The 22,798-nt window shown below is 61.7% G+C and carries 20 protein-coding genes; 13 read left to right on the forward strand and 7 right to left on the reverse strand.

Translation table 11 applies throughout. The annotated features are described in order from the left end of the window. Positions 1-92 precede the first annotated feature (92 nt). Both ACP7C6_RS07420 and ACP7C6_RS07425 read right to left on the reverse strand, forming a co-directional pair. Positions 93-509, reverse strand: coding sequence for a DUF1294 domain-containing protein (locus ACP7C6_RS07420; protein WP_426108547.1), 417 nt, complete (start codon positions 507-509; stop codon positions 93-95). Next, positions 506-1,336, reverse strand: a complete 831-nt coding sequence (locus ACP7C6_RS07425) for an undecaprenyl-diphosphate phosphatase (protein WP_028616036.1) — start codon at positions 1,334-1,336, stop codon at positions 506-508. The genes ACP7C6_RS07420 and ACP7C6_RS07425 overlap by 4 nt, the downstream gene beginning before the upstream one ends. 218 nt (positions 1,337-1,554) lie before the next feature. On the opposite strand from ACP7C6_RS07425, the gene ACP7C6_RS07430 reads away from it, so the two are divergent. The 3 genes from ACP7C6_RS07430 (at position 1,555) to ACP7C6_RS07440 (ending at position 4,521) form a co-directional block, all read left to right on the forward strand. Further along, positions 1,555-3,189: a methyl-accepting chemotaxis protein gene (locus tag ACP7C6_RS07430; RefSeq protein WP_426108548.1), complete on the forward strand. Its 1,635-nt coding sequence runs from the start codon at positions 1,555-1,557 to the stop codon at positions 3,187-3,189. A gap of 253 nt (positions 3,190-3,442) precedes the next feature. After that, positions 3,443-4,006, forward strand: a complete 564-nt coding sequence (pnuC, locus tag ACP7C6_RS07435; protein WP_016977988.1) for a nicotinamide riboside transporter PnuC — start codon at positions 3,443-3,445, stop codon at positions 4,004-4,006. Next, entirely contained in the window at positions 4,003-4,521 is a 519-nt protein-coding gene (locus tag ACP7C6_RS07440) for an AAA family ATPase (RefSeq protein ID WP_028616034.1), read from the forward strand. Before pnuC ends, ACP7C6_RS07440 begins: the two co-directional genes overlap by 4 nt. Before the next feature lie 136 nt (positions 4,522-4,657). Here the strand turns inward: ACP7C6_RS07440 and ggt are convergent, their stop codons facing one another. Continuing rightward, positions 4,658-6,382, reverse strand: coding sequence for a gamma-glutamyltransferase (ggt, locus tag ACP7C6_RS07445; protein WP_095016062.1), 1,725 nt, complete (start codon positions 6,380-6,382; stop codon positions 4,658-4,660). A gap of 161 nt (positions 6,383-6,543) precedes the next feature. On the opposite strand from ggt, the gene ACP7C6_RS07450 reads away from it, so the two are divergent. Further along, positions 6,544-7,209: a TetR family transcriptional regulator gene (locus ACP7C6_RS07450; protein WP_426108549.1), complete on the forward strand. Its 666-nt coding sequence runs from the start codon at positions 6,544-6,546 to the stop codon at positions 7,207-7,209. 84 nt (positions 7,210-7,293) lie between these two features. On the opposite strand, the gene ACP7C6_RS07455 is transcribed toward ACP7C6_RS07450, so the two are convergent. The 4 genes from ACP7C6_RS07455 to ACP7C6_RS07470 all read right to left on the reverse strand — a co-directional run bounded on the left by ACP7C6_RS07455 (position 7,294) and on the right by ACP7C6_RS07470 (position 13,286). Next, positions 7,294-10,821, reverse strand: a complete 3,528-nt coding sequence (locus tag ACP7C6_RS07455) for a molybdopterin cofactor-binding domain-containing protein (protein ID WP_426108550.1) — start codon at positions 10,819-10,821, stop codon at positions 7,294-7,296. Between the two features lie 5 nt (positions 10,822-10,826). Continuing rightward, complete coding sequence (locus tag ACP7C6_RS07460; protein ID WP_028616030.1) at positions 10,827-11,309, reverse strand: (2Fe-2S)-binding protein; 483 nt, start codon at positions 11,307-11,309, stop codon at positions 10,827-10,829. A gap of 329 nt (positions 11,310-11,638) precedes the next feature. After that, complete coding sequence (locus ACP7C6_RS07465; RefSeq protein WP_016977981.1) at positions 11,639-12,073, reverse strand: MarR family winged helix-turn-helix transcriptional regulator; 435 nt, start codon at positions 12,071-12,073, stop codon at positions 11,639-11,641. Positions 12,074-12,233: 160 nt separating this feature from the next. Beyond that, positions 12,234-13,286 (reverse strand): 2,5-dihydroxypyridine 5,6-dioxygenase, encoded by a 1,053-nt coding sequence (locus tag ACP7C6_RS07470; protein ID WP_236321243.1) that lies wholly within the window; start codon positions 13,284-13,286, stop codon positions 12,234-12,236. A gap of 307 nt (positions 13,287-13,593) precedes the next feature. Between ACP7C6_RS07470 and ACP7C6_RS07475 the strand changes: the two genes are divergently transcribed. The 9 genes from ACP7C6_RS07475 (at position 13,594) to ACP7C6_RS07515 (ending at position 22,713) form a co-directional block, all read left to right on the forward strand. Next, positions 13,594-14,727: an FAD-dependent monooxygenase gene (locus tag ACP7C6_RS07475; protein WP_068933471.1), complete on the forward strand. Its 1,134-nt coding sequence runs from the start codon at positions 13,594-13,596 to the stop codon at positions 14,725-14,727. Then, on the forward strand, positions 14,724-15,521 hold the full coding sequence (locus ACP7C6_RS07480) for an alpha/beta fold hydrolase (RefSeq protein ID WP_426108551.1): 798 nt from the start codon (positions 14,724-14,726) through the stop codon (positions 15,519-15,521). The genes ACP7C6_RS07475 and ACP7C6_RS07480 overlap by 4 nt, the downstream gene beginning before the upstream one ends. Before the next feature lie 14 nt (positions 15,522-15,535). After that, positions 15,536-16,288: a maleate cis-trans isomerase family protein gene (locus ACP7C6_RS07485; protein ID WP_010210656.1), complete on the forward strand. Its 753-nt coding sequence runs from the start codon at positions 15,536-15,538 to the stop codon at positions 16,286-16,288. Positions 16,289-16,461: 173 nt separating this feature from the next. Further along, the gene (locus ACP7C6_RS07490; RefSeq protein WP_028616027.1) at positions 16,462-17,094 is read left to right on the forward strand and encodes an N-carbamoylsarcosine amidohydrolase; all 633 of its coding nucleotides are present in this window, start codon (positions 16,462-16,464) and stop codon (positions 17,092-17,094) included. Positions 17,095-17,322: 228 nt separating this feature from the next. Then, positions 17,323-18,633, forward strand: a complete 1,311-nt coding sequence (locus ACP7C6_RS07495) for an MFS transporter (RefSeq protein WP_311892167.1) — start codon at positions 17,323-17,325, stop codon at positions 18,631-18,633. Between the two features lie 26 nt (positions 18,634-18,659). Beyond that, on the forward strand, positions 18,660-19,736 hold the full coding sequence (locus ACP7C6_RS07500) for a nucleoside hydrolase (RefSeq protein WP_426108552.1): 1,077 nt from the start codon (positions 18,660-18,662) through the stop codon (positions 19,734-19,736). A 735-nt stretch (positions 19,737-20,471) separates the two neighbouring features. Further along, positions 20,472-20,912: a GNAT family N-acetyltransferase gene (locus ACP7C6_RS07505; RefSeq protein WP_028616024.1), complete on the forward strand. Its 441-nt coding sequence runs from the start codon at positions 20,472-20,474 to the stop codon at positions 20,910-20,912. Next, on the forward strand, positions 20,909-21,502 hold the full coding sequence (locus ACP7C6_RS07510) for an FMN-dependent NADH-azoreductase (RefSeq protein WP_426108553.1): 594 nt from the start codon (positions 20,909-20,911) through the stop codon (positions 21,500-21,502). The genes ACP7C6_RS07505 and ACP7C6_RS07510 overlap by 4 nt, the downstream gene beginning before the upstream one ends. Before the next feature lie 59 nt (positions 21,503-21,561). Then, the gene (locus ACP7C6_RS07515) at positions 21,562-22,713 is read left to right on the forward strand and encodes a MalY/PatB family protein (RefSeq protein ID WP_236321547.1); all 1,152 of its coding nucleotides are present in this window, start codon (positions 21,562-21,564) and stop codon (positions 22,711-22,713) included. The last annotated feature ends 85 nt before the right edge of the window (positions 22,714-22,798 follow it).

Genomic DNA, 22,798 nt, shown 5'->3' on the forward strand with positions numbered 1-22,798 from the left:
GGCGCCTAAGATCAAAAGCAAGATCAAGAGCCGCTCGCTCCGCATTGTGGTTAGCAATGGTTGCTACGGAGTTGTGCGGATACCTACGCCAACTAGAGGAATGACCATAGAGTGCCCCCCAGGACCAACTGATCCAGCCAGAACACCTCATGCAACAACACAATCACCCAAAACAACACCTGGTAAGACACCTTGCGCGTCTTGTGCCGAAACACCTGCTGCGCAATCAACGCCCCCGGCCAGCCGCCCGCCAGTTCCACGGCGTGCAGGATATTTTCCGGGGTGCGCCAACTGTCGGTGCGCGCCTTGCGCTTGTCGCTCCAGTAAAGGAAGAACGCGATCACGCTGACCACGCCATAAGCCGCCAGCGGAATCACAGTCTCGCCGCGCTGCCACACCAGCACTGAGCCCAGCAACGGCGCTGCGCACAGCAGCACTGAGCCCAGCAACGGCGCTGCGCACAGCAGCACGAAGATCGCCGCCTTCAGGCGGGGGTGCTGGATCATCATGCCTTGGCGGCCGCCCAGTCGATCCAACCGAACTGCCAGGTCGCCAGGATCAGCAAACCGAACGCAATGCGGTACCACGCAAACACCGCGTAGCTGTGGCTGGCAATGAATTTGAGCAAGCCCTTCACTGCGATCATCGCGAAGATGAACGAGGTCACAAAGCCAATGGCGAACACCGGCAAGTCCGCAGGCTGGAACAGGTCACGGTACTTGTAGCCCGAATACACCGCCGCACCGACCATGGTCGGCATGGCCAGGAAGAACGAGAACTCGGTGGCGGTCTTGCGCGACAGCCCAAATAGCAAGCCACCAATGATGGTCGAGCCGGAACGCGAAGTCCCTGGGATCATCGCCAGGCACTGGGTCATGCCGACCTTGAGCGCGTCTTTCCAAGTGATGTCATCGACGGTTTCGGCATGCACTTCATGCTCGCGGCGCTCGGCCCACAACATGATGACGCCACCCACCACCAGCGCCGTGGCTACGGTGATCGGGTTGAACAGGTAGTGGTGAATCAGGTCGGCGAAAATCACCCCCAGCACCACCGCCGGCAGGAAGGCGATCAGCAGGTTGACGGTAAACCGCTGGGCCTTGCGCTGGGTCGGCAGGCCGCTGACCACTTCGAAAATCTTGCCGCGAAACTCCCACACCACCGCCAGGATCGCGCCGAGCTGGATAATGATGTTGAACGCATTGAAGCGATCGCCGGTAAAGTCGAGCAAGTCGGCGACGATAATCTGGTGGCCGGTGCTGGAAATGGGCAGGAACTCGGTCAGCCCCTCCACAACGCCAAGAATCAAAGCCTGTATGGCGGTCCAAAAATCCATGCTTCCCCCAAAGGTCTTGCGCTATGGCAAGCCTCGTTAATCTTTTTAATGGTTCACTGACGACAAGACGCGGTGTTGAGTTTCAACCCCGACCTGCAAAAATCTTGTGAAAAATCAGACAGTACTCAGGTTTTCCGAATACAGGCCGAAAGCCTATCAGACAAGGCGGAAAAGTCGATGCAGCACCCACAATTATAAAAGCACGGAGTGACAGGACGATGAACAGTTTGCGCAATATGTCGATCAGCCGGCGCCTGTGGCTGATCCTGATAGTCGCCGTGCTGATGCTGCTGGCCTTGGGTTTGCTGATGCTCAAGCAGATTCATGACGACCTGTACCAGGCCAAGAGCCAGCAGACCCAGCACGTGGTCCAGACCGCCAGTGGGATCCTGACGTTTTATCATGGCCTCGAAACCACGGGCGTGATGACCCGCGAAGCCGCCCAGAAGCAAGCCTTGAGCGCCGTGCGTGGCTTGCGTTACGACCATGACGACTATTTCTGGATCAATGACCTCACGCCCGTGATGATCATGCACCCGGCCAACCCCAAGCTCGACGGCCAGAACCTCTCGGCCATCCGCGACCCTGACGGGTTTGCCGTGTTCAACGAGTTCGTGATCCTCGCCAAGGCCAAGGGCGCCGGCATCGTTAACTATCGTTGGCCAAAACCGGGCGCCGAAGCGCCGGTGGCCAAGACCTCGTATATCCAACTGTTCGAACCGTGGGGCTGGATCATCGGCTCCGGTGTGTACGTCGACGATGTGCAGGCCGAGTTCAGCGGCCAGGTCTGGAAAGCCTCGTTCATCGGCCTGGGGATCGCACTGGTGATGGCGCTGCTGGTCTCACTGATCGCCCGCAGTATTGTGCGGCCGTTGCAGGACGCGGTGAACGCCATGGGCAACATCGCCAGCGGCGAAAGCGACCTGACCCGCAGCCTCGATACGCACGGCCAGGACGAAGTCACCCAACTGTCCCGGCATTTCAACAGCTTCACCGCCAAGCTGCGCCAGGTGGTGAGCCAATTGCAGGTGTGCGCCAATGCACTGGGCCAGTCTTCCCAAGAACTGGGCAGCAACGCGACCCAGGCCCATGACCGCAGCCAGCAACAATCCCAGCAGATGGAACTGGTGGCCACCGCCATCAACGAAGTCACCTACGGCGTGCAGGACGTGGCCAGGAACGCCGAACACGCCGCCAGCGAAATGCGCGACGCCCAGGCTCAGGCGCAGCAAGGCCAAGTGAATATCGACGGCAGCCTGCAGCAGATTGACCAGCTCTCCAGCACCATCAGCCAGGCAGTGGAAGTGATTCGCACCCTGTCTGCGGAAAGTACCCAGATCGGCAGCGTGCTTGAAGTGATCCGCTCGATTGCCGACCAGACCAACCTGCTGGCCCTCAACGCCGCGATTGAAGCAGCCCGCGCCGGTGAACAAGGACGTGGCTTCGCCGTGGTGGCCGATGAAGTGCGGCTTTTGGCCCAGCGCACGCAAAAATCCACTGCCGAAATCCAGGTCATGATCGAACGCCTGCAAGGCCACTCGGAAGCCGCGGTCAAGGTGATCAGCGACAGTCACAGCGCCTCGCAACTGACCATCGAACAAGCCGGCCAGGCCGGAGCCAGCCTGACCGCCATCGGCCAGGCGCTGCGCAACCTCAACGGCCTCAATGCCTCGATTGCCAGCGCCACCCTGCAACAGGCCCACGTGGTGGAGGACATCAACCAAAACGTCACCCAAGCCGCGGGCTTGTCCCACAGCACGGCGTTGGCGGCAGAACAGTCGAGTGTGGCGAGTGCGCATTTACGTGGCCTGAGCGAACAACTCGACGGCCTGCTGCGCCAATTCAAGGTCTGACCCTGTGGTGGGCGGGCTTGTGGTGGCAAGGCTTGTTATGGTCTGTGGTGAGCGGGCTTGCCCCGCGCTGGGCTGCGGAGCGGCCCCAATAAATACGCCGCATTTTGGCTGACAGACTGCGGCGACTGGTTTTAGGGCTGCTCCGCAGCCCAGCGCGGGGCAAGCCCGCTCACCACAACCACAGCAGTTAATTCCTACGCCAATCTTCTTTGGTTACAATCACCGCCCTCTTGCACTCTCCCAAGGAACCACCATGTCCGGGCTTGAACTGTTCGCCGCCGCCCTCGGGGTGATTGCCGTGTGGCTGACCGTCAAGCAAAACCCCTGGTGCTGGCCCATCGGCCTGGTGATGGTGTTGCTCTACACTTGGGTGTTTTTCGACGTGAAACTCTATTCCGACATGCTGTTGCAGGTGGTCTATGCCGCCTTGCAAGTCTACGGCTGGTGGCAGTGGACACGTGCCGGCGAGGTCAAGCAAGGGCGCCAGGTCAGCAGCCTCGGCGTGCCCGCGATCATGGCCAGCCTGGCGGTGGGCGCAGTTGGCAGCCTGTTGCTCGGCGCAGCCATGGCGCACTGGACGGATGCCGCCCAGCCCTGGCTCGACGCCGCCCTCACCGGCTTCAGCCTGGTGGCGCAGATGTGGATGGCGCAGAAACGCGTGCAGTGCTGGCCACTGTGGATCGCCGTGGATGTGATCTTCGTCGGACTGTTTCTCTACAAAGGTCTCTACCTTACCGCCGCGCTCTACGCGCTATTCACCGTGATTGCCGTGCAAGGCTGGCGCGAATGGCGCGCCGACCCGGCGTTGCACGCATGAAGGTGGTGGTACTGGCGGGCCCCGAATCCAGCGGAAAAAGCTGGCTGGCGGCGGAACTGCAGGCGCATTTCGGCGGGTTGATGGTGGGTGAATACGTGCGTTATTTCATCGATCACCACCAACGCGACACCACCCTGGCCGACATCCCGGCCATCGCCCGTGGCCAACTGGCCTGGGAAGATGCCGCCCGCGCCCAGCGGCCAGAACTGTTGATCCTCGATACCCATCTGTTGACCAACAAGCTCTGGAGCCAGACCCTGTTCGGCGACTACCCGACCTGGCTCGACAGCGAACTGCTGGCCCGTCATTACGACCTGCACTTGCTGTTGTCACCAGATGATGTGGAATGGACGGCCGACGGCCAGCGCTGCCAGCCGCAACTGGCGGATCGCCAGACGTTTTTCCAGCAAAGCCTCGCGTGGATGCAGCAGCATCTGCAGGCAGTCGTGGTGATCAAGGGGAATTGGGAAGAACGCCGAGTCGCGGCCTTCAAGTCCGTAGAAGAATTATTGTAGTGAGCGGGCTTGTCCCGCGCTGGGGGGCGAAGCCGCCCTAAAACCAAACACCGCGTTCTGACTGGCAGACCGCGGTGTTTTTATTGGGGCCGCTACGCAACCCAACGCGGGACAAGCCCGCTCACTACAGCGGTGCTCAGTAGCCCAGGGACAGACCCGTGTTGCGACGCGGGTCATTCGCGCCATAGAAGCGGTTGTTACCCACAGGCTTGCCACCCAGGGACGGCGCACCGACCAGGATCGCCGCCAGGTGGTTGGCATCCTGAGGCCCGGCAAACTTGTGGCCCCAGCTTTCAAGGATCTTCTGGGTGTCCGGGCTCACCGCAAAGGTTTCGAGGTTAGTGGTTTCCGGCATCCATTGCTGGTGGAAACGCGGCGCATCCACGGCTTCCTGAATGTTCATCTTGTAGTCGATGACATTCAGGATGGTCAGCAAGGTCGCGGTAATGATGCGACTGCCACCCGGCGTACCGACCACCATCACGGCCTTGCCATCCTTGGTCACGATGGTCGGGCTCATCGACGACAGCGGCGCCTTGCCTGGAGCGATGGCGTTGGCTTCACCCTGGACCAGACCGTACATGTTCGGCACGCCGACCTTGACGGTGAAGTCGTCCATTTCATCGTTGAGGATCACCCCGGTCTTGCTCGCCATTACGCCCGCACCGAACCAGTCGTTGAGGGTGTAGGTGACCGAGACCGCGTTGCCCCACTTGTCGACGATGGAATAGTGGGTGGTGTTATTGCCTTCATGGGGCGACACGCCCGGCTTGATCGCCTGGGAGTCACCGGCTTTTTGCGGTTCGATGGCGTCGCGCAGTTTCGCCGCGTAGTTTTTGTCCAGCAGGTGCTCGATCGGGTTCTTCACGAAGTCCGGGTCGCCGAGGTAGCTGTTGCGGTCCACGTAGGCGTGGCGCATGGCTTCAATCTGGTAGTGCAGGCCCTGGGCCGAGTGATAGCCGAGGTCGGCCATCGGGTAACCTTCGAGGATGTTCATGATCTGGCAGATCACTACGCCGCCGGAGCTTGGAGGCGGTGCCGAGACCACGTGGTAGCCACGGTAGTCGCACTCGATGGGCGCCAGTTCGCGGGTCTTGTACTTGTCGAGGTCAGCCTGGGTGATGATGCCCTTGCCGGCCTGGCTGGAGTCCACCAGGGCCTTGGCCACCCAGCCTTTATAGAAACCGTCGCTGCCCTTGGCCGAGATTTCCTTGAGGGTCTTGGCCAGGTCTTTCTGCACCAGCTTCTGGCCGACCTGCATCGGCTGGCCGTTGTGCAAGAAGATCCCGCGCATGTCCTTGTCTTTTTCGAACTCGCCGGTGGCGGTGTGCAACAGGTCGATATCGCCCTGCTCCAGCTCGAAGCCGTTCTCCGCCAGTTTGATCGCCGGGGCGATGACTTGGGCGCGCTTGAGGGTGCCGTATTTGCTCAGGGCCAGTTCCATGCCCGAGACGGTGCCGGGCACACCAACGGCCAGGTGGCCCTTGGCGCTGAGGCCCTCAATGACATTGCCGTCTTTGTCCAGGTACATGTTGGCGGTGGCCGCCAGCGGGGCTTTCTCGCGGAAGTCGAGGAAGGTCTTGCGCCCGTCCGCCAGTTGCACGGTCATAAAGCCACCGCCGCCCAGGTTACCCGCCGCCGGGTACACCACGGCCAGTGCGTAGCCCACGGCCACCGCCGCATCGACCGCATTGCCGCCGGCCTTGAGCACATCCACGCCGACATGAGTTGCCAAATGCTGAGCCGTCACCACCATGCCATTTTCACCGGCCACCGGGGCCTGGGAAGCGGCGTGTACACCACTGACCGTCAACACCAGGGCGGTGGCAATCAGGGTACGGCTGAAGGGTTGGTATTTCATCCATGGCTACTCTAGTTATTGAGACGCACCAAAATAGCCCTTCGCGAATTTAATCCCCAGCGCAATGGCGTTTTTATTACAGAACTTGTCGGTCATAGAACGGACGCGAAAAAGCCCATGCTATATTTCGCGCCCAGACTGTCTTGCAAGGCCCCTTTGACATGGCGATCAAGAAGACCGGCATCCGCGCCCAACAGGCCGACCAGACCCGCGCGCGCATCCTCCAGGCGGCGGTCAAGGTGTTCACCCGCGACGGTTATTCCGGCGGGCGCGTCGACACCATCTCGAAGGAAGCCGACTCCAACGACCGCATGCTTTATTACTATTTCGGCAGCAAGGAACACCTGTTCGTCTGCGTGCTGGAGCACACCTACGAGCAATTCAACAAAGCCGAAAGCAAGCTCAAGCTGAACCTCGACGCACCGGAGCAGGCCCTGCGTGACTTGGTGGCGTTTATCTGGAACTACTACGTCAAGCACCCGGAATTCGTAGCGATCCTGAGCATCGAGAACCTGCATCAGGGCAAACATGCCCAGCAGTCTGGCGAGATGCGCAGGTTGTCGGGGGAAGCCGTGGGCGTGCTTAAGCCGATCATCGAAGCCGGCCAGGCCCAGGGCATGTTTCGCCAGGATGTGGACCTCAAGCACGTGTACTTGATGATTGCTTCGCTGTGCTACTTCTATAACTCCAACCGGCACACGCTGAGTTCGTTTCTTGGGGAAGACCTGTCGGACAAGGGGCAGCAGCAGGATTGGCTGGGGTTTATCAGTGATTTGGTGGTGCGTGGGGTCACCCCACCCTCCGACAGCAATGCAGCCCCCCTGTAGGAGCCCGGCTTGCCGGCGATGGGGCCGTCAAACTTAACGCCCGATCAAAGGACCCCATCGCCGGCAAGCCGGGCTCCTACAAGGTTAATGCGTACCGGGGTTCGCGCGCAGGTGGGCCACCTTCTGTTCCAGACCCTTCCACTGCGGCGCATTTGGCGCGAATTGCCCGCGCAGGTACGCCGCCAAATCCGCCACCTGGCTATTCGACAAACTGTCCTTGAACCCCGGCATATACCCCAGATCCTTGGTCGCCGGCGTGCTGATACCTTGCAAAATCACTTTGATCAAATTATCCGGCTGATCACTGTGCACATTGGTATTGGTTGCCAACGACGGGCTTACCCCAAACAATTTCGGCCCCAGGCCGTCGGCATGGCAGGCCTTGCATGATCCCTCGAACACCCGCCGGCCATTGGGATTTGGAACGGTAGCGGCAGCGGCCACCTGGGCCTCGGCCGCCGCTTCGCTGTTAAGTGACGCCAGGTACACCGCCATCGCACGAATGTCCGCCTTGGGCAATTTCGCCAACTCACTCACCACCGGCCCCATCGGGCCTGCGGCCACGCCGTGGGCATCGGAATAGCCGGTGCTCAGGTAAGTAAACAATTGGTCTTCGGTCCACGGCGTCGGCGCCTTCGACAGCCCCGTCAACGCCGGCGCCTCCCAGCCATCGACCCTGCCGCCCGCCAGGAACGCCTTACCGCCCTTCTCCGCCCCCATCAGGTTGCGCGGCGAATGGCACGCGGCGCAGTGGCCCAGGCCGTTGACCAGATAATTACCGCGATTCCATTGCTCACCGCGTTCAGGCTGCGGCGTGATTTCACCACGCCGCAAATTCAGGGCATTCCAGCCCGCCATCAACGGCCGAAGATTGAACGGAAAGCGCATCGCATTCGGCGTCGGCGCCTGGCTCACCGGGGCCTGGGACATCAAATAGGCATACAGGGCCTGCATGTCCGCGTCGTTGATATTGCGAAACGCCGTATAGGGAAACGCCGGATACAGATTGCGCCCGTCACGACCAATGCCGTCCCGCATCGCCCGCTCGAACGCCGGGTAGGACCAGGCGCCGATGCCCGTCTGCACATCCGGCGTGATATTGCTGCTGTACAGCGTGCCGAACGGCGTCTGCATCGCCAGCCCACCGGCATTGGTCGCGCCACCGGGGGCCGTGTGGCACACCGCGCAGTCGCCCACCGCCGCCAACAACCGCCCGCGCTCCAAGGTGGCCTTGGACCAGGTGCCGACGCTGGGGGGTGCAATTGGCGCGATTTCACTGTGGAACGGCCAGGCCGTCGCCAGCAACGCACCCAACGTGCCGAACAGTGCACCAAACCACCACTTGCGGCGTTTCTCCGGCGACTTGGCAGGCTCGCCCAAGCTGCCCGCGTTCAATGCCGCCAGCACCCGCTCCGGGGTGATCGGCAGTTCGCGAAAGCGGATGCCGGTGGCGTCATAGATCGCATTGGCAATCGCCGCCGCACTGGGTACCGACGCCGACTCACCGGCACCCATGGGTGGCTGGTCCTGGCGCGGCATCATCATCACGTCGATCTTTGGCACTTCGGGGAAGGTCAGGATCGGATAACCGCCCCACTCCTTGCTCGCCACCGTCGACTCTTCAAAGGTCACCCGCTCCTTCAACACACGGCTGGTGGACTGGATCACATTGCCGTGAATCTGGTGCTGCACCCCGGCCGGGTTGATCATCATCCCCGAGTCATGCCCGATCACCACGCGGGTCACCGACACATCGCCGGTCTGTTTGTCGATGGCCACATCCGCTACCCACGCCGCCCAGGCCGCACCGAAACCAGGGAATTTGCTATGGATATAGCGCGCATAGGCGAAGCCACGGCCACGCAACAGGTGATCCTCGTTCGCGGTTTGCATCGGCGCCGTGCGCGGCACCCAGTTGGCGCGCTCGGCGGTGGATTTCACCAGGTCAATGGCGCGCTCGTCCTTGAGGTAACGCAGCCGGTATTCCACCGGGTCGACGCCGGCGGCGAAAGCCAGTTCGTCGATGTAGGACTCGTGGGCAAAGGTGTTAGGCAAGGCCGACACGCCGCGCATCCACGAGGCGCGCACGATGGGCGCCATGTCGTTGATGGTCACGCGAAGGTTGTCGATGTCATAGGGCGGGATCGAGGTGCGGTCGCCCATCTCGAACATCGCCGCCACCGGCTCGACGCGGCCGGTCAGCAACAGCGCCAGGGTCGGCGCGCCATTGGAGGGGTAGCTGGTTTCAAAGTCGTAGGCGGCGATGCTGCCATCGGCGTTGAGGCCGCCGTCGACATCCATCAGTTGCGCCGTGCCCTTTGGCTCCCACAGGTGTTCCTGCTCGCGGGTCAATTGCACGCGCACCGGCTTGCCCACCGCACGGGACAACAGCAAGGCATCGGCGCAGACGTCATCCGCGCAATTGCGCCCATAACAACCGGCGGCCTCCATGCGTATCACATCGATCAGCGCTTCATCGCACTCCAGCAGCCATGCCAGGTCGGCCCTCAGCAGGTGCGGATTCTGGCTGCCTGACCACACCCGGCTGCCGGCTGGCGAATAATCCGCCACGCCGCAGGAGGGACCGATCGAACCGTGCATCTGGTACGGCCAGAGATAACTGCGCGGCATGCGTTGGCTGGCGCCTGCCAGGGCTTCGTCGACATTGCCCTGGTCAAGCACGGTGCGGCGTACGCGGGGATTGTCGCGGATCGCCTGTTCGACATCGCTCATGTCCGGTAACGCGTGGTGCCAGGGTTTCCAGTGCACCTGCAACTCGCTGGCAGCCTTGACGGCCTGCTCTTCACGCAGCGCCACCACGCCGACAAAATCCCGGATCACCACCACCGCAACAATACCGGGGATATGCGCGATAGACGCTTCATCCACACTCAACAAGCTGTTGCCGACAAAGTCGCCGCAATCAAGCCCTGCATACGGCGGGCGAATCACCCGGCCATGCAGCATGCCCGGCACACGCATGTCATGCACATACGTCAGCTCGCCAGTGGCTTTGCCGGGGATGTCCACCCGAGCGGCGCCCTTGCCCACCAGGCGATAGTCCTCGATGGCCTTCAGTGGTGCATCACCGCTGATACGCAGTTGGTCATGCTGGCCGCTGACCAGTTCGGCATATGTGGTGGAGCGCCCATCTGCCGCGTGAATGACGCCGGCGTCGACCTTCAGACTGGCCGTGCTCACACCCAGGCGCCCCGCCGCCCGCGCCAACAGGAACCGCCGCGCTTCGGCTGCGGCATTACGCAGGGGCACTGCGGATATTTGCAAAGTTGCGCTGGCGATGGTCGCCCCTTGGTTGGGCACACGCTCGGTGTCGCCGAGCACCATCTTCACCTGCTCCATCGCCAGGTCGAGCTCTTCGGCGACGATCTGCGCCAGCGACGTGCGAATGCCAGTGCCCAGGTCCACATGGCCATTGAACGCGTACACCAGACCATCATCGTTTACCGCAATAAACAGCCCAAGCTCCTTGGGTTTCACAGTGGGCGAGCCGCCCTTGGCCACCGGCCCCGAAGGCGGCAACACATCATCGACGATCAACAAAACGCCAGCCTTGGCCAGCCACTGGTCACGGGAAAGGGGGGTGTCGGTCATGGTCATCAATCCACGGTCATCAGGCGGGCCGCACGTAGCACGGCGCGCAGGATTTCGATATGGGTGCCGCAACGGCAGAGGTTGCCCGACAGCTCGTTGCGCACCTCGGCTTCGCTGGGGTTGGGGTTACGGTCGAGCAAGGCCTTGGTGGTCATGATCATGCCGTTGAGGCAGTAGCCACATTGCGCGGCCTGCTCGTCGATAAAGGCTTGTTGCACCGGGTGCGGCGCCTGGCGCGTGCCCAGGCCTTCCAGGGTGACAATCTCGCGGCCTGCGGCACCCGACAACGGAAACACACAGGAACGGGCCGCCACCCCATCGATGATCACGGTGCACGCACCGCACTCCCCCAGGCCGCAGCCGTATTTGGGGCCATTGAGTTCCAGGTCATTGCGCAGCACCAGCAACAGCGGCGTGTCCGCCATGGCGCTGACGTCGCTTTTTTGCCCATTGACCTCAAGCGTTACCGTGATGTGCTGGCTGATCATTCGCTTCGCCCGTAACAGTTGGTGAAGTAGGCACTACATCAAATAGTCAAAAAAAAGCGTCGTGGACCTGGGGTCTCACGACACACTTGATGGATGAAGTGGCTACTACATGAACTCAGAGCAAGATCGATGCCAAAGGGGGGGGATGGGCGGGCTTGTTGTGGTGATTGGGCTTGTTGTGGTGAGCGGGCTTGCCCCGCGCTGGGGCGCGAAGCGTCCCTGAAACCAGGCACCGCAAATCATCTGGAAGGACGCGGTGGCATTATTGGGGCGGCTGCGCCACCCAGCGCGGGGCAAGCCCGCTCACTACAACAAGTCTCCTGCAACAATTATTCCTGCGGGTCGTCGATCATTTTGCGCAACAGGAACAGCACCGCAACCCGTTCGGCCGGGTTGAGATTGCTCAGGGTCAATTCGCTGATCTGCGCGGCGCGCGGCGCAGTCTGGGCGACCAGTTCGGCGCCTGCCGGGGACAGGTCGACCACCACTTTGCGCTTGTCCTGCGGGTCCGGTTCCAGGCTGATCAGTTCCTTGGCCTTGAGTCGCTCGACGATGCCGCGAATGGTCGCCTGGTCCACGGCCGTCGCCTTGACCAGTTCGGTCAGCGAGCTTGCACCGTGATCGCGCAACGCGCACAGGGTGACGAACTGCACGGCGGTGAGCTGGGAGTCGCCGACATTCTGCTGAAAGATCGCCAAGTGGCGCTGGTAGGCCTTGCGCAACAGGTGGCCGACTTGTTCAGAAAAGACGTAGGAATCTGGCACGGCGGGGCTCGGTGGGTGACTGACAATGGGGAGGCATGATAACGGGATGTGCCGCAAACACCTACCCATGTAGGAGCCGGCTTGCCGGCGATGAGGCTCTTGAATCTTGCGCTAGGCTCAGGGACGCCATCGCCGGCAAGCCGGCTCCTACAGGGGGATGTCAGCGGGCCAGGGAGGCTGGCGGCGCAACCACATCACCGGCGATGACCACCGCATCATCATCCAGGTACACGTCGCAATTACGCAGCGGAATATCCATATGGCACGGCGTCTTGCGCGTCCCGCCCACTTCGGTATTCGGCCCGGTGGAGAACAGGAAATTGCCATAGAACGCCCGTGCGTCCATGCACATGCCGTCGTTCTTGTCATGCAAGCCCATCGCCGTCCACTGCGCCCGTGGCTGCAGGCCCCAGCCGATATGGGAGATGCCGTACACCTCAGGGTCGTTGAAGTACTTCATGTAGTCACGCAGGTACTCGGCCTCGAATCCCCCGTGGATCTTGGTGATGAAGCCCTTCTCGATCTCCAGGGTGATCTTCTCGCGGGTGTAGGTCTTGAACGGCAGCAGGATGTCGCCGATGTCCAGCACCAGCACGCCTTCGGCGGTTTCTTCGTTGGGCCAGGAGAACAGGAAACCACTCGGCCAATGATCCCAGCGCCCCGGCTCATCGGCAAAACCGTATTCGGTCACCGACGGGTACTGCCCCAAGGCGGCGCGGAAGTCACTGCCGGCGCGGGATTTCACGTGGATCGAACGGGCCTTTTTCAGCAACTGCTCGGCCGCCAGCACGCGCACTTTGTCTTCTTCGGTCGGCAGCATGCGCGCCAGCACTTCCGGCGGCTCCACCGCCAGCAGAATGCGCGTGCCGGTCTTGAGGATCTGCTCCTGCTCCGGCGAGTGCAGCAGCATCATGGTGTCGACGATCAGGTCGGCGGCCTCCAGGGCACGCTGGGCGGCGATATTGCCGGTAAGCGCGGTGTCGCCGCAGTAGGCGGTCATGTCGTTGCCCATCGCCCTGGGATGATTGAACGACGGCAACTCCACCGCATACACCTTGGCCCCCAGGCGCTGCGCAGCGTCCATCGCCGCACGCACGGTGCGCGGGTCGGAGTAATGGCTCTTGAGCACGGCAACGCTCTGGGTCGGGTCGACCTTGGACAGCGTCAACACGTGTTCAAACATCTGGGTCAGTTCGCAATCGCTTACCGGCATTTTCCTGTCTCCTGTGGGCCTGCACCAAGTTCAGGCACTGCGCTTCACTCTAGTGCATTTTTATAGCGTATACGCCATTTCATAACGATAAGACCCGAATTAGCGGCAGACTGCAAGCGGCACACAAAAACGTTACCTATCGAAACAAGCCCAGCATTTACTAATCACAACACGTTACACAGGACAAATACGGCCAAAAAATAAATTTGCAAACACAGGCTTCCCATTTTAAAAAATGAGCGTATACACTTTAAAAACCTTGCGGACAGACACCGCCAAAAATCAAAAAGAGAGAGGAACACGCCCCATGGGAAGCACTCAGAAAATCGCCATCGTCGGCGCAGGCCTGGGCGGTGCCGCCGCGGCCACCCTGTTGCAGCAAGCCGGCTTCGACGTGGACGTCTACGAACAGGCGCCGGAGTTTTCCCGATTGGGCGCAGGGATCCACATGGGCCCCAACATCATGAAAATCTTCCGCCGCATGGGCATCGAAAAGCAGCTGGACCTGATGGGCTCGCACCCCGAGCATTGGTTTAGCCGTTGCGGCGAAACTGGCGACTACCTCTCGCGCATCCCGCTCACCGGCTACGGCGCGTCCTACATCACCGTGCACCGTGGCGACCTGCATGCGCTGCAGATGTCCACCCTCAAGCCCGGCACCTTGCACTTCAACAAGCGCCTGGAAACCCTTGAAGAAACCGACACCCAGGTGCGCCTGACCTTCGCCGACGGCCAAGTGACCTACGCCGACATCGTGATCGGTGCCGACGGCATCAACTCCAAGATCCGCGAAGAACTGCTCGGTGTGGAAAAACCGCTGTACAGCGGCTGGGTCGCACACCGTGCGCTGATCCGGGGTGACCAGCTCGCCAAGTACGACCTGAAGTTCGAAGACTGCATCAAGTGGTGGACCGAAGACCGCCACATGATGGTCTACTACACCACCGGCAAGCGCGACGAGTACTACTACGTGACCGGTGTGCCCCATGCCGAATGGGACTTCCAGGGCGCGTTCGTCGACAGCAGCCGCGAAGAGATGTTCGACGCCTTCAAGGGCTACCATCCCACCGTCCAGGCCCTGATCGAGTCCACAGAAAGCGTGACCAAATGGCCGCTGCGCAACCGCAACCCGCTGCCGTTGTGGAGCCGTGGCCGCCTGGTACTCCTCGGCGATGCCTGCCACCCGATGAAACCGCACATGGCCCAGGGCGCCGGCATGGCCATCGAAGACGCCGCCATGCTCACCCGTTGCCTGCAGGAAACCGGCATCAGCGACTACCGCACCGCGTTCCAGCTCTACGAAGCCAACCGCAAGGAGCGCGCATCCCGCGTGCAGGCCGTGTCCAACGCCAACACCTGGCTGCGCACCCAGGAAGATCCGGCCTGGGTCTACGGCTATGACCTGTACGCCCAGGAACTCAAATCAGGAGTGGCCGCGTGAGCACTTTTCTCTATGGCGGCAACGTGCAGGCCAACGGCATTCGCCAACACTACCTGCGTTACGGCGGCAAAGGCCCGGCGCTGATCCTGATCCCCGGCATCACCAGCCCGGCCATCACCTGGGGCTTTGTCGCCGAGCGCCTCGGCGCGCAGTTCGACACCTATGTGCTGGATGTGCGCGGTCGCGGCCTGTCTTCGACCGGTCCCGAGCTGGATTACAGCGCGGACGCCTGCGCCGAGGACATCGCTGCCTTTGCCAACGCATTGAACCTGGGCAGCTACCACCTGATGGGCCACTCCATGGGTGCACGCTTTGCCGTGCGCAGTGCAGTCAAACACCCTCAAGGCGTGAAGCGCGTGGTGCTGATCGACCCACCGGTCTCCGGCCCGGGCCGACGTGAATACCCGAGCAAGCTGCCGTGGTACGTCGATTCGATCCGCCAATCCCTGGCCGGCATGGACGCGGAGGCGATGCGCGCCTTCTGCGCCACCTGGACCCAGGAACAACTGCAACTGCGCGCCGAATGGCTGCACACCTGCTACGAGCCCGCCATCGTGCGTGCCTTCAATGACTTCCACGAAGTGGATTTCCATCAGGACCTGCCCCACCTCAAGGCCCCGGCCCTGTTGATGGTGGCCGGGCGCGGCGGCGTGATCCTCGATGAGGACATTGCCGAGATTCAGGCGCTGCAGCCGAGCATCCAAGTCGCCGGCGTGCCGAACGCCGGCCACATGATCCCGTGGGATGACCTCGACGGCTTCTTCATCGCCCTCGGCGACTTCCTCACACAATAAGAACGGAGACCACCATGCAGAAGCCTTACCGCATCGGCCAGATCGTGCCGAGCTCCAACACCACCATGGAAACCGAGATCCCGGCGATGCTCACCGCGCGCCAAGCGATTCGCCCCGAGCGCTTCACCTTTCACTCCAGCCGCATGCGCATGAAGCAAGTGCGCAAGGAAGAACTGGCGGCCATGGACGGCGAATCCGACCGTTGCGCCGTCGAGCTGTCCGACGCCAAAGTCGATGTGCTGGGTTATGCGTGCCTGGTGGCGATCATGGCCATGGGCTTGGGCTACCACCGCAACTCCGAACAGCGCTTGCGCAAAGCTACTGCCGACAACGACGCCAACGCGCCCGTGATCACCAGCGCCGGCGCGTTGATCGAAGGCCTCAAAGTGATGGGCGCCAAGCGCATCGCCATCGTCGCGCCGTACATGAAACCGCTGACTGAGCTGGTGGTGAACTACATCCGTGAAGAAGGCTTTGAAGTCGTCGATTGGCGTGCCCTGGAGATCCCCGACAACCTTGAAGTAGCCCGCCACGACCCGGCCAACCTGCCAGCCATCGTCGCCGGCATGAACCTGGAAGGCGTCGACGTGATCGTGCTGTCGGCCTGCGTGCAAATGCAGTCCCTGCCGGTAGTGGCCAAGGTCGAGGCACAAACCGGCAAACCGGTGCTGACCGCCGCCATTGCTACCACTTACGCGATGCTTAAGGCATTGGACCTGGAGCCCATCGTACCAGGGGCCGGCGCCCTGCTTTCCGGTGCTTATTAACGGGCGCGGAAAGTCCCTTTGTGGTGAGCGGGCTTCTGTGGTGAGCGAGCTTGCTCGCGCTGGAGTGCGAAGCGCTCCCGGCTTTTTAGGGGCTGCTGCGCAGCCCAGCGCGGGGCAAGCCCGCTCACCACAAAAAAGAGCGCTCACGACAGACATGAATGAGGGGTTGAAAGATGAGTGAACAATCCGCCGACGCCAACTACCAGGGCGTGTGGGGCAACCGCATCGGCTTTGGCAAAAAGGCCGCACTGCTGATGATCGACTTCATGCAGGGCTACACCACCGAAGGCGCGCCGCTGTTCGCGCCCGGCGTGGTCACGGCCGTGGCGCAAAGCGTCGAGCTGCTCGCCACCGCACGCCAACACGGGATTGCGGTAGTCCACACCAATATCCGCTACCATCCCGGCCATTTCGTCGATGGCGGGATCTGGGTGAAAAAAGCCCCGGTGATGAAAGACATGGTCGAAGGCAACCCACTCGCGGCCTTCTGTGCCGAGGTGTTGCCGCTGGCCGAGGAAGTCGTCATTACCAAACAGTACGCCAGTGCGTTTTTCGGCAGCAGCCTGGCGCCGATGCTGCATGCCCAGGGCATCGACACCGTCGTGCTGGCCGGCTGTTCCACCAGCGGTTGCATCCGCGCCACGGCGGTGGATGCGGTGCAGCACGGGTTTCGCACCATCGTCGTGCGCGAATGCGTCGGCGATCGACACCCGGCGCCCCATGAGGCCAACCTGTTCGATATCGACAGCAAGTATGGCGACGTGGTGAGTAAGCAGGAGGCAATGCGTAAGTTCAGGGAGCAATAAGGATTCATGAGAACCGTGCCAAAGAGCACGGTCTTGAAAAAACTGAGCGTCCACTTTGGAATGCAATCCAATGTGGGAGCGGGCTTGCTCGCTCCCACACTTGATCACCTCCAGCAGGACCGACTCAGTCTTCTGACACTGCCTTTGGAAGTCGCTTCTACAGCACTCCGAAGTGCTGGAACAAAAGCGGCTGTATAAAAACCATAAGTCACCGCCAGGAGACACCCGATGCCCATTGCGAATGCAGCGCCCGCGACCACGGTCGCAGACCCCGTCAACACGCTTTACCACAAGATCACCTGGAAGCTGATTCCCTTCCTGTGCTTCTGCTACCTGGCCGCCTACCTGGACCGCATCAACATCGGCTTCGCCAAGTTGCAGATGCTCGACCAGTTGCAGTTCAGCGAAACCGCGTTCGGCCTCGGCGCCGGGCTGTTCTTTGTCGGCTATATCATCTTTGAGGTGCCAAGCAACCTGGTTCTGGAGCGGGTCGGCGCGAAGATCTGGATCGCGCGGATCATGATCACTTGGGGCCTGCTCTCTGCCTGCACCATGCTGGTCACCTCCACGACCCAGTTCTACATCCTGCGTTTCCTGCTCGGCGCCGCCGAGGCGGGCTTTCTGCCGGGCGTGCTGTACTACCTGACCACCTGGTTTCCCACCCACCGACGCGGGCGCATCATTGCGTTGTTCATGATCGGCCTGCCGCTCTCCAGCGTGATCGGCGGCCCGCTGTCCGGCTGGATCATGGGCCACTTCGATCATATGGGTGGCCTGCGTGGCTGGCAGTGGCTGTTCCTGATCGAAGCGGTGCCCAGCGTGTTGCTGGGCGTGCTGACCTTCTGGGCCCTGCCCAACACCTACCAGCAAGCCAAATGGCTGTCGGACGAGGAAAAGGCCCTGCTGGAAACCGAGTTGCGCAAGGACGACGCCGACGGCACCGCCAGCAAGCACAGTTTCCGTGACGGCTTCTTCAACCTCAAGGTCTGGATGCTTGGCGGTATCGACTTCTCGATCCTGCTCAGCGCCTACGCCATGGGCTTCTGGATGCCGACGTTCATCCGCAACGCCGGGGTCACCGACACCTTCCATATCGGCGTGCTCACTGCACTACCGAGCGTCGCCGCCCTGCTCGGCATGCTGCTGATCGGCGCCAGCTCCGACAAGCACCGCGAACGCCGCTGGCACATCATCGTGCCGTTTTTCATCGGCGCGGCGGCCATGGCCACGAGCACGTTCTTCACCCATAACGTGGCGGCCACGGTAGCGCTGTTTGCGATTGCTTCGGCGGCGATCATCGGCGCGGTGCCGGTGTTCTTCAGCCTGCCGGCGACCTTTCTCAAAGGCACCGCGGCAGCCACCGGCTTTGCTTTGGCCTGTTCGGTGGCGAATATCGCAGGCTTGGTGAGCAACTCGTTGATGGGCGTTGCGATCGACGTCACAGGCAGCAGCGCGGGTGCCTTGTGGTTTTTCGCCGGCTGCCTGATCCTCAGCAGCTTCCTGGTCATCGCCTTGCCGGCGAAACTGGTGAACCGTTAACAACAATAATTTTCGGATGAATCACCATGCAAGGTTTCCTGAAAAGCTGCGCACTGCTTGTTGCCGTCGCCCTGTGTGCCGGCACCGCCCAGGCCGCGGAGAAAGTCATCTTTGATACCGACTTCAACGTGCTCAACGATGACGGCCAGGCCTTCATCATGCTCGCCCAGCTCCACGCGCAAAAACGCATCGAACTGCTGGGCATGACCCTGGTCAGCGGCAACGCCTGGGTCGACCAGGAGCAGGTCGATGCACTAAAGGCCGTGGAACGCATGGGCGTGGAGAAAGAGGTCGGCGTCTACTCCGGCGCCGCCTACCCGCTGCTGCATGACTACGCCACCTACGAGGCGGAAAAGGCGCTGTTCGGCTCCGGCTGGCCGGGGGCATTCAAGACCCCCCGTCCTACTTCGCCCAAGCAGTTGATCGCACCACCCGATGGCCTGGCGACACACACCCAATTGCGCAAGGAAACCGCCGCGCAGTTCATCGTCGACAGCGTGCGCGCCAACCCGCACCAGGTAACAATTCTGGCCGTGGGGCCGCTGACCAACATCGCCCTGGCGATACGTTCGGCGCCGGATATCGTGCCGTTGATCAAGCGCATTGTGTACATGGGCGGTGCCCTGGAGATTCCGGGCAACACCACGCCAGCGGCGGAATTCAACTGGTGGTTCGACCCGGAGGCCGCGAAGATCGTATTGCGCTCGCCGATCGAACACGTGATTTTCCCCAATGATGTGTGCGAGAAAGTCACCTTCGACAAAACGGTGTACCAGCGCGTGATTGCCCAGAAAGGCGCGATTGCCGATCTGTACAAGCACGAGTTCGGCCCCTTGTTCGACAAGGACCCGAGCTACCACAGCTTTACCTGGGACAGCTTGCCGGCGCTGTATCTGGTCAATCCGGGTATCGTCACCGAATCACGGGAACTGTGGGTGGATGTGGATGCCACCTTTGGCGCCGACTACGGCCGCGCACTGGGCTACCAGAAAGGCGCCCCTGTGGGCACGCAGAAAGCCAAGGTGGTGTTCGGCGTGGACCAGAAGAAATTCTGGGATGGCTACGTCAACCTGGTGACCTTGCCAACGCCGGTCAAGCACTGACCGGCCAAGCGCTCCCACGCAAGGTGGGAGCGCTTTTGCTGCCTCAACCCGCCAGCGCAAACCCGCGATGGGTTGCCGGAGGTGACGTATTGCCTTTGGGTTTGGCCGAATACGGCGAATCCGATTGCCAGGAAGGCTTATGATTAGATTCGGGGGAGTCGGGGAGTGGTGTGAAGCAAAGGCAAACGCGGTTTCTGTAGGAGCTGGCTTGCCTGCGATGGTCGTTAACGATGACGCGGGAAACCAGAATGAACGCGGCGTTCTCACGTTTTTCGCCGGCAAGCCGGCTCCTACAGTGAACAGCGTATCCACGATGCGAAGCGAGTCGCTTTTGATCTTGATCTTAGGCGCCCCGTCAAACACGCTGGCCGAACGCAGGCTTGAGTCCGTGGGTAACCCGGCAGGACGCCGGGTTAGCCGCGCTGGGCCAAGGATGGCCCATCGCGGCGGCCCACGGATTCAAGCCTTCGTTACGGCACACCGAGCCTAGGCGAGGTGCCGAGTGTTGGGGCGAAGCGTTTTTGGTTACTTTTTGCGCTCTTCAAAAAGTGACCCGCTGTAAGAGCGGAACCAATAGCAACCGTGACCGCAGCAACGGATATGTACTCAACAATAACCCCCACGCACGACACACTCCCTGATCATGCCCCAACCCACGTGTCCAATCATGCCCCTGTCCCTAGCCAACCATACCCACAACAATGGCATATCCCTAACCACACAAAAGCCCCCACCATGAATGACCACACCGAATTCGTCCACCTGGCATCCGACGCCGACCTCATCGCCAGCTTCCCAGTCATGCACCAACTGCGCCCCCACCTCACCGACGCCACCGCATTCGCCGAACAAATCCACCGCCAACGGCAAAACGGCTATCACCTGCTGGCAGCAAAAGAGCACGGCAAGGTAATAGGCCTGGCCGGCTATCGCTTGACCGAAAACACCCTGTATGGCCGCTTCATCTACGTGGATGACCTGGTGATAGACGCCACGCAACAACGACGCCGCCTGGGCGAACAACTGCTGGACCGCGTACGCGAAGAAACCCGCGCCCGAGGCTACCGCTGGCTGGTACTGGACACCGGCATGCACATGGCCCTGGCCCAACGCTTCTATTTCCGCCAGGGCCTGTTGCCCCTGGGCATGCACTTTTCCCAGGACCTGAGCCAATGACCCGCGCCCTGCTCCTCAGTTTCAGCCCCCACGGCAAAGCCGCGCAGACCTTCAAACTGGCCCGCGCCTTGTTGCGCGACCTGGTCCCCGACGCCGAGGTGACCGAGCGTGACTACGGCGCCCAGGCACTGCCGCCCTTGACCCGTGAATATGCCAACGCGCTGACCACCCCCGGCGCAATCACCAGCAGCGCCACGGCACTCTCGGAACAGTTGATCGTCGAATTGGAAGCCTGTGACCTGCTGATCCTATGCACCCCCGTGCATAATTTCACCGTGCCGGCGGCACTCAAGGCCTGGATCGACCATGTGGTGCGCATCCAGCGCAGTTTTACGGTGAATGAACAGTTCGCCAAAGTCGGCTTGCTGCAGGACCGGCGCACCTTTGTCCTGGTCAGTTCAGGAAACGCCCGCAAGGGCCATGAGCCGGACTTCCTGACCCCGTACATGACCGCTATCCTGTCGACGGTGGGCATCCACTCGGTGGATTTCGTCTACCTGCCGGCCATGGTGCGCGGTGAAGAAGCGGTCAACCGCGCCCTGGAACAAGCGCACCGGCAACTCGCGGTGGCAATCAGCTCTGGCCTATAAAAATAATGGCGCTAGAATCAGCGCCATTCTTGCGCCTGACTTCCTGATACGAGCCCCCCATGAGCTTTGATTTCGACACGATCCACCCCCGCCTCGGCACCGGCAGCACCAAGTGGAACCGTTACCCGCAAGACGTGTTGCCGATGTGGATCGCCGACATGGACATCGCCGCCCCGCCCGCCGTCCTGCAAGCCCTGCACGCGCGCCTCGACCAGCAGGTGCTGGGCTACAGCGTCGCCGGGCCGGATGTGCGCGAGGCGATCATCGCCGACCTGTGGGCCAAGTACGCCTGGCGTGTGCAACCGGATGAGCTGCTGTTTCTGCCCGGCGTCGAGCCCGGCTTCAACATGGCGCTGCACGCGTTTGTCCAGCCGGGCCAGCCTGTGGTGCTGCAAACCCCCAACTACCGGCCGATCCGCCTGGCACCGGGCCACTGGAACCTGCCGCGCATCGAAGTACCGTTCGAGCTGTTGAACGGCGAATACCTGACGCCAATGCCCGCGATGCGCCAGGCGCTCAACGGCGCCGGCGCGCTGTTGCTGAGCAACCCGCATAACCCCATCGGCAAAGTCTTCCCTCGCGAAGAACTGCTGGCCGTGGCCAACGCCTGCCTGGAACACGGCGCGCTGATCATCTCCGACGAGATCCATGCCGAACTGTGCTTCGACGGCCGCCGTCACATTCCCACCGCCAGCCTCAGCCCCGAGATCGCCCAGCGCACCATTACCCTGATGTCGGCGAGCAAGGCCTACAACGTCGCCGGCCTGAAGACCTGCTTCGCGGTGATCCAGAACGCCGAGATCCGCGAGCGCTTCAACAATGCCCGTTGCGGCATGGTCGACAGCGTCAGCCCCCTGGGCCTGGAAGCCACCCGCGCGGCCTACAGCCAGTGCAGTGACTGGCTCGACGCGCTGATGCAGTACCTGCAAAGCAACCGTGACTACCTGCTCGACGCCGTGCAAACCCGCCTGCCTGGTGTGGTGATGCACGCGCCACAAGGCACCTACCTGGCTTGGCTGGATTGCAGCGCCCTGGGTCTGGATGACCCGCAGCAGTTCTTCCTGGAGCAAGCCAAGGTCGGCTTGAGCGCCGGTATCGAGTTCGGTGACGACAGCCAGCAATTCGTGCGCCTGAACTTCGGCTGCCCACGGGCCATGCTGGAAGAAGGCCTGCACCGCATGGAGCGTGCCCTGCGTAACCGTCAGGCCTAATTCACAACTTTTCGCAACGAGTGCCGAACCCCTGCTGTTACTGTTTTTGCCGACCGCCACAATCGGCTACAGCAGGAGTTCCATG

Origin of the sequence: Pseudomonas sp. TWR1-1-4, from assembly GCF_049897165.1 — a bacterium.
Classification (GTDB): domain Bacteria; phylum Pseudomonadota; class Gammaproteobacteria; order Pseudomonadales; family Pseudomonadaceae; genus Aquipseudomonas; species Aquipseudomonas canadensis.

Coding starts and splice junctions, on each gene's coding strand:
- ACP7C6_RS07420 (WP_426108547.1), bottom strand. CDS start 509: ATGATGATCCAGCACCCCCGCCTGAAGGCGGCGATCTTCGTGCTGCTG.
- ACP7C6_RS07425 (WP_028616036.1), bottom strand. CDS start 1,336: ATGGATTTTTGGACCGCCATACAGGCTTTGATTCTTGGCGTTGTGGAG.
- ACP7C6_RS07430 (WP_426108548.1), top strand. CDS start 1,555: ATGAACAGTTTGCGCAATATGTCGATCAGCCGGCGCCTGTGGCTGATC.
- pnuC (WP_016977988.1), top strand. CDS start 3,443: ATGTCCGGGCTTGAACTGTTCGCCGCCGCCCTCGGGGTGATTGCCGTG.
- ACP7C6_RS07440 (WP_028616034.1), top strand. CDS start 4,003: ATGAAGGTGGTGGTACTGGCGGGCCCCGAATCCAGCGGAAAAAGCTGG.
- ggt (WP_095016062.1), bottom strand. CDS start 6,382: ATGAAATACCAACCCTTCAGCCGTACCCTGATTGCCACCGCCCTGGTG.
- ACP7C6_RS07450 (WP_426108549.1), top strand. CDS start 6,544: ATGGCGATCAAGAAGACCGGCATCCGCGCCCAACAGGCCGACCAGACC.
- ACP7C6_RS07455 (WP_426108550.1), bottom strand. CDS start 10,821: ATGACCGACACCCCCCTTTCCCGTGACCAGTGGCTGGCCAAGGCTGGC.
- ACP7C6_RS07460 (WP_028616030.1), bottom strand. CDS start 11,309: ATGATCAGCCAGCACATCACGGTAACGCTTGAGGTCAATGGGCAAAAA.
- ACP7C6_RS07470 (WP_236321243.1), bottom strand. CDS start 13,286: ATGCCGGTAAGCGATTGCGAACTGACCCAGATGTTTGAACACGTGTTG.
- ACP7C6_RS07475 (WP_068933471.1), top strand. CDS start 13,594: ATGGGAAGCACTCAGAAAATCGCCATCGTCGGCGCAGGCCTGGGCGGT.
- ACP7C6_RS07485 (WP_010210656.1), top strand. CDS start 15,536: ATGCAGAAGCCTTACCGCATCGGCCAGATCGTGCCGAGCTCCAACACC.
- ACP7C6_RS07490 (WP_028616027.1), top strand. CDS start 16,462: ATGAGTGAACAATCCGCCGACGCCAACTACCAGGGCGTGTGGGGCAAC.
- ACP7C6_RS07495 (WP_311892167.1), top strand. CDS start 17,323: ATGCCCATTGCGAATGCAGCGCCCGCGACCACGGTCGCAGACCCCGTC.
- ACP7C6_RS07500 (WP_426108552.1), top strand. CDS start 18,660: ATGCAAGGTTTCCTGAAAAGCTGCGCACTGCTTGTTGCCGTCGCCCTG.
- ACP7C6_RS07505 (WP_028616024.1), top strand. CDS start 20,472: ATGAATGACCACACCGAATTCGTCCACCTGGCATCCGACGCCGACCTC.
- ACP7C6_RS07510 (WP_426108553.1), top strand. CDS start 20,909: ATGACCCGCGCCCTGCTCCTCAGTTTCAGCCCCCACGGCAAAGCCGCG.
- ACP7C6_RS07515 (WP_236321547.1), top strand. CDS start 21,562: ATGAGCTTTGATTTCGACACGATCCACCCCCGCCTCGGCACCGGCAGC.